The sequence below is a fragment of the Kitasatospora sp. NE20-6 genome (assembly GCF_045862635.1).
In genome coordinates this window covers 56,444-64,935 of the sequence record NZ_BPRL01000067.1, presented here as the reverse complement: position 1 = coordinate 64,935, position 8,492 = coordinate 56,444, and the positions used below count along the sequence as shown (strand labels likewise).

Sequence of the window (8,492 nt, the reverse complement as noted above, 5' to 3'; positions counted from 1 at the left end):
GGTGCCGCCCGCCCCCGCGACGCCGGCCCGGCCGCCGGGCCGGGGCACGCCGCCGCCCACACCGCAGCCCACGCCGCCGGCTACCCAACCGGCCGCCGGGCCGGGCACGCAGCCGCCGGCCGCGTCGGCGGCGCCGCCCGGAGCGCGGGCAACGCGCCGCGGAACCGGGAGGCTGCGCCACTGGCGGCTGCCGGTGGCCGCAGTGGTTCCCTGTCTCCTGCTGGCCGGCGTCGGGTGGTGGTTCTGGCCGCAACAGCCGACGGGCCTCCCTCCGCACATCGCCGAGGGGACCGTCCAGGCGGACCTCCTCAGCGCCGACGGCGTCAGCCGGCTGGCCGGCACGACGGTGGTGGCCGGGCCCCAGTCGAACCGGCCCCACGCCCCGCTCGCCGTGGCCCCGTCGGGATGCGCCACCGCCGCCGGACCGACGACGCAGTCGGTCTACGGGCAGGCGTGGAAGGCGTTCCTCTCGGCGACCTACCAGGACGCCGCAGGCTCGGGCAGCTACACCGTCAACCAGGTGATCGGCGTGTTCCCGGACAGCGGGAAGGCGGCCGCGGCCTTCCGCACGCTCACCGACGGCCTCACCACGTGCCCGTCCTCGACACTCACCGACCAGGCCGGACGCACGTCGAAGTGGACCTACGCGGCGCACCCCGCCACCGAGGTCGCGGTGGCGTGGACCGCGACGCAGGGCGACACCGCGAACTGGGCCTGCTACCACCAGGCCAGGGTGAAGGGCGCCAGCCTGATACAGGCCTCCGTCTGCCAGGCCGGTGACGGCGGGCCATCCGCCTTCATGATCGCCGACGAGCTCACCGGCAAGGTGACCGGATGACCGCGCCCGCGCGCAAGGCGGCCGCGCGCCGTCGGCGGCCGCTTCCCCGGATCCTGCACCTCGTGCTGATGGCACTCCTGGCACAGATCGCCGCCGTGGGGGTCCAGACGATTGCGTCGACCGACGCCGCGGCGGTCACGGCCCAGGCGGGCACGCTCGCCCCCGTTCCGCTGGTCACGCCCCGGGGGTTCGAGGCCGCCCTGGCGACCCTCCTGGTGGAAATCGACGACGCGAACCGGCAGGCGGCGCAGCTTGCCCAGCAGGGGAAGGACGTGGTTGCCGAGGCGGAGCGGATCACCAGGGAGGCCGCCGCGATCCGCGACAGCAAGGCGGCGCTCAACGCCAGGGTCGCCGTGGTGAACCAGGAGATCAGCGCCCACAACGAGCGCGCGAAGGCCGTAGAGGGTGAGATCACCGCCCACAACGCCAAGCGGCGCACGTTCCGACTTCCCGAAGAGGCGGGCCCTGCCGCCGCCTACGACGACGAGGCACGCCAACTGGAGTCCGAACGGAATCAGGAAAACGCCGTCGAGGACAAGATCCAGGGCGAGCAGAACCAGATCCGGCAGGAGGCCTCCCAGGTCGACACCAGGTCCTCCCAGCTCGACGCCGCCTCCAAGAACAACGACACGAAAGCCTCCGACCTCAAGACGAAGGAACAGCAACTCCAGTCCCGGGACCAGCAACTGCTTGCGCAGATGGCACAGGCGATCCAGAGCCTCGCCTCCGTTCCGTCGAACCCGGCAGCCGCCATGGACCAGGGCGGTGACGCGCCCGCTCCGGCCCCGCACCCCGGCAACCGGTCGGCCGGCCAGGACGAGGACACCGGTGACAGTCCCTACCGGCAACCCCGGACCGCCGCACTGACGCAGTACGCGAAGCAGCACGGCACCACCGTCGACACCCGACCCGGCACGGCGTACCTGACGCCCGACGCCGTCCGACGGCTCACCCCCGCGCAGGCAGCCACCCTCGGCAGCCCGTCCATCAGCTACGACGGCCTGGTCCGCAAACCCGACGGCCACTACACGGCGCTACGGGCGCAGGCCCCGGCCACCACCACTTCCCCCACCCCCACGCCGGTCCCGGCCCCGGGGGCCCTCGGCTCCGGCGGTCTGATCGCGTACCGCAACGGCGAACAGCTCCCCGTCGACGAGGTCACGACGGTGGACGAAGCCCCCGCCTCTCCGGAGCCCTCCCCGGGACCCAGCAACCCGGCATCCGGGGGCTCCTCGGACTCCGCCGCGGGACACGGCGACCCGGCCCCCGGGGGGAACGGCGACCGGAGGGTCAGCGCCTGCAAGGACCTGAAGCCGTCGAGTGCCACGGACCTGAAGGGCGGAGGATGGGTCGACTACCTGCCGTCGGACGCCCACGGCCGCAACCGGGGGATCCGGGCATGCCTCGAAGGGAAGCCCGACCGCTTCCGGGGTCAGGACGCGGCCGGCAACATCCGGGGCTGGACCGATGCTCAGGCGCGGGCCACCGCTCTCGGGCTCGACCTGGACACAGACATCGCCCGCTGCCACTCCGTGCCGCGGATGGCCGGCGGAACGGCGGACGAGAGGAACCTGACGCCGTGCTTCCAGCGGGGGGCCAACATCAACCAGGCGACCGGCGGCACCATCACCAACAGCATGCGGACCTTCGAGACCAGGGCCGGGAGAAGCATGGACGGGGGCTGCGTCCTGTACAGCGTGCGTCCGCAGTACAACAGCGCCGGCAGCACCATTCCGAGCAAGTGGAACATGGCGCTCTACGCGTGGGACGCCACCACCGGGGCGTACCGGGACTTCGCGTCGACAGCCGTGGACAACGCCATGTACGGCCCGGCCGGACTTGTGTACCTGGGAACCTAGCCTCCGGCGGGAACGGACGGACGACGGGAGTGGACATGAACGTCGAGGAGATGCTGGACCGGCTGGGGGCGGTGATCGGGCCGCCGCCGGAGGGCGGGGTGGTGCCGGTACCGTGGGAGCTCGGGCCTGAGGTGATGGGTTTTCAACTGCCTTCGGACTACCGAGCGTTCGTCGATCGGTACGGGAAGGTCAGCATCAGCGGCGAGCTGCACGTCTGCACGCCGTCGGCGGCGCCCGGCCCCAAGGCCGAGCAGCCGCTCGGCTTCGAGGGGTTCCTGTACTACACGACGGAGCCCTACGGGTACTGCGGCATGCTGGCCCAGGCCTACGCGGACGGGGACCACGAGGAGTGCCCGTACCCGCTGTTCCCCGCCGAGGGCGGACTGCTGAAGTGGGCCAACAACTGGAACTCCGACCAGTTCTTCTGGCTCACCCGGGGCCCGGACCCGGACCGGTGGCCGATCGCCGCCAAGTTCGACTCCCTGCTGAAGTGGGACCTCTTCGAGGGCGGCTTCCTGGAGTTCCTGCTGGCGGCGGTGACGAAGCAGTACCCGTACTACAGGGACGTCGTCCCCGGCGGGGTGCAGGAGGTCGGCGACGGCCGTTCCTACCGCCCCCGGGGCGACTGGTCGAAGCGGCTGTGGCAGTGAACCCACGGGCAGGACGCCTGCCCGTGGGTTCCGCGGCACCCGCCCGCCGCACTGGTGCAGCAGCCGTTCGCGCCGCTGCCCGCGATCAGGCGACGAAGTTCTTGTCGATGAGCATCTGCAGGACGTTGACGTGGAGGTCGGGGAAGTCCATCGGGACGATGCCGTAGCGGGCGACCCGGCCGGTGCGGGCGTTCAGGTACGGGTGGACGGACTGGTCCATCAGCGTCTGTTCGGCGGTCCTGGGCCACAGGCCGCCGGCGTAGCTGAGGAAGTTGACGTACATCTGCGGGGAGCCGGGGTCGGCGGTCGCGGCGTCGAACTGCTGGGTGATCGCCCGGCCCTTGACCCGCAGCGGGAACAACTGGTCGGTCTGCCAGAGGTCCTGGGTGCGGAAGTACTGGTTCGTGCCGCTGGACCACTGGATCAGGCCCCGGTCGTCGGCGAAGTCGGCGAGCAGCACGATCCGTCCGCGGGCGGCGCCGAGGGTGGGCCAGCCGTAGAGGTGGAAGAGGCCGCGGTACCCGAGGTCGTCGAGGTAGTGGTCGACCCGGCGGCGGAACTCGGCGGCGTCCAGGGCCTGGCCGCCCGCGTTCTCGTTCTTGAGCCGCATGACGAGCGTCTCGCCCTGATGGGCCGTCAGGAAGGCGCGGCACTGGTCCAGGACGTCCTGGAGGCGGACGTGCTGGTAGGCGTCGGAGTGGTAGATGCCGAGTTCGTCGGCCGTTCCCTGCAGGCCGTTGCACCGGATGTCGAGGAACCGGACGCCCTGGGTGAGTTGCTCGGGGACGCCCCAGTTCTGGGTGTGGGACCACTCGGTGCCGTGGGCGGGGTCGGTGCAGCAGGAGTCGTGGGTGCCGGGAATGGTCAGGTCGAGCAGGGAGCGCTCCGGCGCGAGGTGTGACATCCAGTCGGCGGGGGGTTTCCCGCCGGGCGTGCCGGCGGAGCCGACTGCCGCGCGGGCGGCGGGAGTCGGGAGGAGGCCGCCGAACGCGGTGGCGACGGCGGCGAGGGCGCCGCGGGTCAGCAGCGTGCGGCGTGCGATGGCCATGGGATTCCCCTGGGGTTCGGTCGACCCTGCCCGTATGTTGACCCGTTCATGCCCAGTCTGTTCCGGGGGTATGCGGCGGGACGCCCGCACTTCGGGCGGCACCTGACCGCAGCCTGTGGCTCCACCATGGTCCGCGAACGCCGCAGCGAGCACCTGGGCCTCGACGTCCGGCTCGCCGACGTCCGCCTCGACGGGCAACCGGTCGAGGGCGACGTGACCAGGATCAAGCTGCTGAAGAGACAGATGTAGGGCCGGGCCGGCTTCGACCTCCTGCGCCGCCGCATCCTCCTGTCACCATGATCAACCAGTCAGGACCCCCCGATCGGCGACAGGGCCCGGAAAGTGATCCGGAGCCACGGTTCGGCCGCCGTCGACACGCGTCCCGGGTCCCGGGTTGTGTCGAGCCTCGTGCGATGTCCTGGACGGTCGGCCCCGCACCGGCCTGGTGCCGCTGCGGGCCGTCGGTCCCCGGTTGTGGACCGCACGGTTGCTGCCTCGTCCCGCCGGTCTCCGTCGTCCGGGCTCGATGCCGTCCGAGGGGCCGAGGCCGCGCCTTCGGTACCGGGCGGCTGCTTCAGGGGTTGATGACGTCAGAGGTCTTGAGGTCGTTGATCTTCTTCTGGTAGGCGCCCAGCTTGTCCGGGCAGTAGACCTTGACCACCTCGGCGCCGGCTTCCAGGATCGACCGGTCGGTGATGACCGGGCGCATGCCGGGGCCGCCCGCGCCGTTGGCGATCTGGACGAGCCACAGGCCCCGCCTCAGATCCGAGTTGGGATCTTCGCAGGCCGCGCCGCCGTCGGTGCCCAGGGTGTTGGCGATGTTGTTCGGGTTGCGGGCGGCGAAGCCCTTCGCGACGAGGGCCTCGTTCAGCTCGTTCGCCTTCCGGTAGGCCTCGTTGGTGTTCTTCTGCTGGGTGTACGTGAACAGCCCGATGATCATCATGGCGACCAGCACCACGGTCGCTCCGATGTAGATCCACCGGTGTTCGGACCACATGCGGGTGGCGCTCATGCCGTTCCTCCGTCCACCGCGTCGGCGTCGGCGTCGGGCTGGCGCCAGCTGGGCTTGCGCGCCTTCAGGAAGCCGAACGGCATGATCACTCCGAGCAGCAGCAGGCCGCCGCCGACGATGCCGATGTAAGCCCAGTTGCTGCCGTTCCCGAACTGCGAGGAGGGGATGAACCCGATCACCATGGCCAGCGCCGAGGCGACGAAGCCGACGACGCAGAGCGTGGTGAGCAGCGGCGCGCGGTAGCCGCGCGGGTGGTCGGGAAGCTTGCGGCGCAGCTGGATGGCGGCGAGGAACATCAGCAGGTACATGATCAGGTAGACCTGGGTGGTGATGACCGAGAAGATCCAGTAGACGCTGGACACGTTCGGGATCAGCGCGTACAGCAGGGCGATGACCGTGGTGAGCAGGCCCTGGGTGACCAGGATGTTCTGCTGGATGCCGTGCTTGTTGAGCTTCTGCAGGAACGGCGGGAGGTAGCCCTCCTGGCGGGAGATCAGCAGCAGGCCCTTGGACGGGCCGGCGAGCCAGGTGAGCATGCCGCCGAGCGAGGCGGCGCACAGGGCGAACGCGACGATCGGGACCAGCCAGCCGATGTGGAAGTACTGGAAGAAGGCGTCGAAGGCCTGCATGACGCCGGCGGTGAGGCTGAGCTGGTCGGCCGGGATGACCCAGCTGATGGCCAGGGCCGGCAGGATGAAGATCAGCAGCACCATGCCCATGGCCAGGAACATCGACTTCGGGAACTCCTTGGCCGGGTCGCGCAGCTTGTTGACGTGGACTGCGTTCATCTCCATGCCGGAGTAGCTGAGGAAGTTGTTCACGATGAGTACGAGGCTGGCGATGCCGGTCCACTGGGGGAAGATGTGCGAGGAGTCCATCGGTGCGGCGGAGGGGTTGCCCTGCCCGAGGAAGACGAACCCGAGCAGGACCAGCAGCGCGCCGGGGATCAGCGTTCCGATGATCAGGCCCCCGGAGGCCAGCCCCGCGACGGCGTTCGTGCCGCGGGAGGACACCCAGACGCCGGTCCAGTACAGGACGACGATGACGATCGCCGTGTAGAGGCCGTTGCTGGCCAGCGCCGGGTTGATCACGTAGGAGATCGTGCTGGCCACGAAGGCCAGCAGGCTGGGGTAGTAGAAGATCGTCATGGCGAACTGGCACCAGACGGCGAGGAAGGCCAGTGGCTTCGACAGGCCCTGCGCGACCCAGTTGTAGACGCCGCCGCTCCACCCGGAGGCAAGCTCCGCCGACACCAGGGCGGTGGGCAGGAGGAACACGATGGCGGGCAGCAGATAGAGGAAGACGCAGGCGAGGCCGTACACGGCCATGGTCGGTGCCGCCCGCAGGCTCGCCACCGAACTGGTGGTCATGAACGCCAGCGTCAACCAGGTGATCTTGTTGGCCCCTGCTCCGGCCTGGACCGATCTGGCTGCGGCCCGGGCGCCCCCTGCTCGGCCGGCGCCTTGGTCCGGTACATCCACACCACTCATCAGGCGCCACCTCGTCCCGCTCGTCCACGCGTCCGTCGCGCCACATTCGATCTTCTCCACTCACCGTTGCTCAGGCATTCCGGATTACGCCGTCCGCTGCAGATCGCGCGTTCGGCGCCCGGCCCCCGCCGTGGCATCGCCCTGATCGTGTGTGGGCCGGCGTGGATCCCGGCCGGAGGGGCTACGGGCTGGGTTCGGCAGCGGCGTCCGTCCCGTGCGGACGTGCCGGGCGGCGCTTCGTCCAGCAAAAGCTCGCCGCCCGGCGCATCATGAGCCGGGCGGACGGAAGGAGACCCCGTGCCCGAGCCTGATCCGCGCAGTGGCGGACGGCGCCCCGCCGTTTCCTCCCTTCCCGGGCTCACCGTGCTCAGGGGGTACCGGCGTGCCTGGCTGCGCGGTGACCTGTCGGCCGGCGGCACCGCCGCGGTGTACCTCGTGCCGTAGGTCACGGCCTCTGATCGGTGTCGCGGGCCTGCCTCCGGTCGCGGGGCTCCGGGCGATCCTCCCGGCGCCGGCCGTGCACGCCTTCGTCGGGTCGTCCCGGCTGCTGTCGGTGGGGCCCGGGTCGACGATGGCGCTGATGACCGCCACCGCGGTCGGGCCGCCGGCCGGCATCCGGCAAGAAGAGCTACGCCGGCCGGCGCATGGTCAAGAACGATCGGCTCATGAACGCCCGATTCCTCCGGGCCTCTCCTTGCTCCAGGCCTCTCCCGGCGCCGACGCCCGCCACCGCCGCCGACGCGAGCACGGAGAGCACCGCCGCACCGCGAGGAGTGCGCGAACGAGTGGGCCTGGTGGGCGGCGGACGTGGAGCGGCGAACCCCGCGACGGAGTCTGCGCGGCCCCGCCCACGTTCCACCGGCGTCCCGCTGACGTGCACGAACGCCCGACACCCGTGGTTGACTTGACGGACGGACGAGCGGCGGGGGAGGGTACGCCCGGCGGTCCGGGGAGGGCGGTCCGAGCAGGCGGACAGGGGAAGCGATGCTGGCGCTCGCCGGAGTGCGGGACGAGCCGATGGCGGCCGACGGGCTGGTGCTGCGCAGACCGCGCCCCACCGACGCGGCCCTCGTGCACCGTGGCACCCACGACCCGCTGGTACGCGAGTTCCTGCAAGCCGTCGTCCCGCACCGGGACACCGCCGCCGCCGAACAGTGGCTGGCCGAGATCCCGCCGATGCTGTGGGAGACCGGCCGCGCCGCGTACTTCACCGTCGAAGCCGCGGACGCGGGCGAGCCCGTCGGGTGGGCCGAGCTGGTCAACCTCGACCCGGAGCAGGAGTGCGCCGAGGTCGCCGTCTGGCTGCTGCCCGAACACCGCCGGCTGCGCACCGCCAAAGCGGCCCTGCGGCTGGTCTGCCGCTTCGGCTTCGAACGGATCGGCCTGCGCCGGATCGACGCCTACGCCGCCGCCGACAACATGCCCAGCCAGCTCACAGGCGCCGCGATCGGCTTCCGCCGGGCCGGCTACCGCCCCGCGCTGTTCCGCAGCTCCCGTACCCACCGGCTGCACGACGCCGTGCACGCGACACTCGTACCGGAAGACCTCTGCTGACCCAAGAGGATTCCAACGTCCCTGCACCAAAACAGGAGTGA

At 71.1% G+C, this 8,492-nt stretch carries 8 protein-coding genes and 1 pseudogene; 6 read left to right on the top strand and 3 right to left on the bottom strand.

Features of this window, described 5'->3' with window-relative positions; genetic code table 11:
* Positions 1-202: 202 nt before the first annotated feature.
* The 3 genes from SNE206_RS33320 to SNE206_RS33310 are packed head-to-tail and all read left to right on the top strand — an operon-like array spanning position 203 to position 3,347.
* Positions 203-838, top strand: a complete 636-nt coding sequence (locus tag SNE206_RS33320) for a sensor domain-containing protein (protein WP_407917279.1) — start codon at positions 203-205, stop codon at positions 836-838.
* Positions 835-2,697 carry a hypothetical protein gene (locus SNE206_RS33315; RefSeq protein WP_407917278.1) on the top strand — a complete coding sequence of 621 codons (1,863 nt, stop codon included), beginning with the start codon at positions 835-837 and terminating at the stop codon, positions 2,695-2,697. Before SNE206_RS33320 ends, SNE206_RS33315 begins: the two co-directional genes overlap by 4 nt.
* A 35-nt stretch (positions 2,698-2,732) precedes the next feature.
* A complete protein-coding gene (locus tag SNE206_RS33310; protein WP_407917277.1) occupies positions 2,733-3,347 on the top strand; it encodes a hypothetical protein in 615 nt (204 codons plus the stop codon).
* A gap of 85 nt (positions 3,348-3,432) precedes the next feature.
* Here SNE206_RS33310 and SNE206_RS33305 read toward each other — a convergent pair whose 3' ends face one another.
* Positions 3,433-4,395, bottom strand: coding sequence for a phosphatidylinositol-specific phospholipase C (locus tag SNE206_RS33305; protein ID WP_407917276.1), 963 nt, complete (start codon positions 4,393-4,395; stop codon positions 3,433-3,435).
* Positions 4,396-4,443: 48 nt separating this feature from the next.
* Between SNE206_RS33305 and SNE206_RS33300 the strand changes: the two genes are divergently transcribed.
* Positions 4,444-4,644: a hypothetical protein gene (locus SNE206_RS33300; protein ID WP_407917275.1), complete on the top strand. Its 201-nt coding sequence runs from the start codon at positions 4,444-4,446 to the stop codon at positions 4,642-4,644.
* 325 nt (positions 4,645-4,969) lie between these two features.
* On the opposite strand, the gene SNE206_RS33295 is transcribed toward SNE206_RS33300, so the two are convergent.
* Together SNE206_RS33295 and SNE206_RS33290 are read right to left on the bottom strand one after the other, a co-directional pair.
* Positions 4,970-5,407 (bottom strand): hypothetical protein, encoded by a 438-nt coding sequence (locus tag SNE206_RS33295; RefSeq protein ID WP_407917274.1) that lies wholly within the window; start codon positions 5,405-5,407, stop codon positions 4,970-4,972.
* The gene (locus SNE206_RS33290) at positions 5,404-6,897 is read right to left on the bottom strand and encodes an APC family permease (protein ID WP_407917273.1); all 1,494 of its coding nucleotides are present in this window, start codon (positions 6,895-6,897) and stop codon (positions 5,404-5,406) included. The genes SNE206_RS33295 and SNE206_RS33290 overlap by 4 nt, the downstream gene beginning before the upstream one ends.
* 297 nt (positions 6,898-7,194) lie before the next feature.
* On the opposite strand from SNE206_RS33290, the pseudogene SNE206_RS33285 reads away from it, so the two are divergent.
* Positions 7,195-7,560, top strand: a pseudogene (locus SNE206_RS33285) (SulP family inorganic anion transporter); the annotation flags it as partial.
* 321 nt (positions 7,561-7,881) lie between these two features.
* On the top strand, positions 7,882-8,451 hold the full coding sequence (locus SNE206_RS33280) for a GNAT family N-acetyltransferase (RefSeq protein WP_407917272.1): 570 nt from the start codon (positions 7,882-7,884) through the stop codon (positions 8,449-8,451).
* Positions 8,452-8,492: the final 41 nt, after the last annotated feature.